This window comes from Adlercreutzia rubneri (assembly GCF_009755265.1).
GTDB lineage: Bacteria > Actinomycetota > Coriobacteriia > Coriobacteriales > Eggerthellaceae > Adlercreutzia > Adlercreutzia rubneri.
On sequence record NZ_WPOO01000064.1, the window covers coordinates 1 to 542 of the forward strand.

Annotated in this window: 1 protein-coding gene; it reads left to right on the forward strand. The window is 63.8% G+C overall.

Annotated elements, in window-relative coordinates; genetic code table 11:
- Positions 1–410 (forward strand): lysylphosphatidylglycerol synthase transmembrane domain-containing protein (locus GO707_RS11900; protein ID WP_157013096.1); only part of this gene is annotated, 410 nt, incomplete at its 5' end.
- Positions 411–542 lie beyond the last annotated feature (132 nt).

Sequence of the window (542 nt, forward strand, 5' to 3'; positions counted from 1 at the left end):
TTTCCGACGCTGCCGGCCTTATCGCGCATAACCCCAAGACAACGGCGAAGGCGTTCGGCTGCTCCATTGCGGCCAGCGCTTGCGAGCTGGCCTGCTTCAGCTTGGTGGGCGTGGCGTTCGGCGTGCATCAGCCCGAACCTCTCATCTGCGGCTACGTAGTCGCCACGTTGTTCGCCATGATCTCTATCACGCCGCAGGGCGTAGGCGTGGTGGAGGCTGCCGTGGTGGTGGCGTTCACGTCGTTCGGCGTGTCGGGCGCGGCGGGCCTGTCTATCGCGCTCGTGTACCGCGGCATCGTGTTCTGGATGCCGTTCCTCATCGGCGCCATCCTCATCCAAACCACCAAGACGTTCAAGCACGACGCGAAGCGGGCCGTGCGCGACCAGAAAGGCAAGGGCTTGCGCCGTTAAGCCCGAAGCCCGTCATCCGTTCGGCGCATCCAGCCTTCCTCCGCGGCCTCAATGGTAAATTGACGACGTTTCGGTGTGCTCCATGTTCTAGAATGGCAGGATGCATGCAGCGCGGCTCCGGCTGCCGTACGG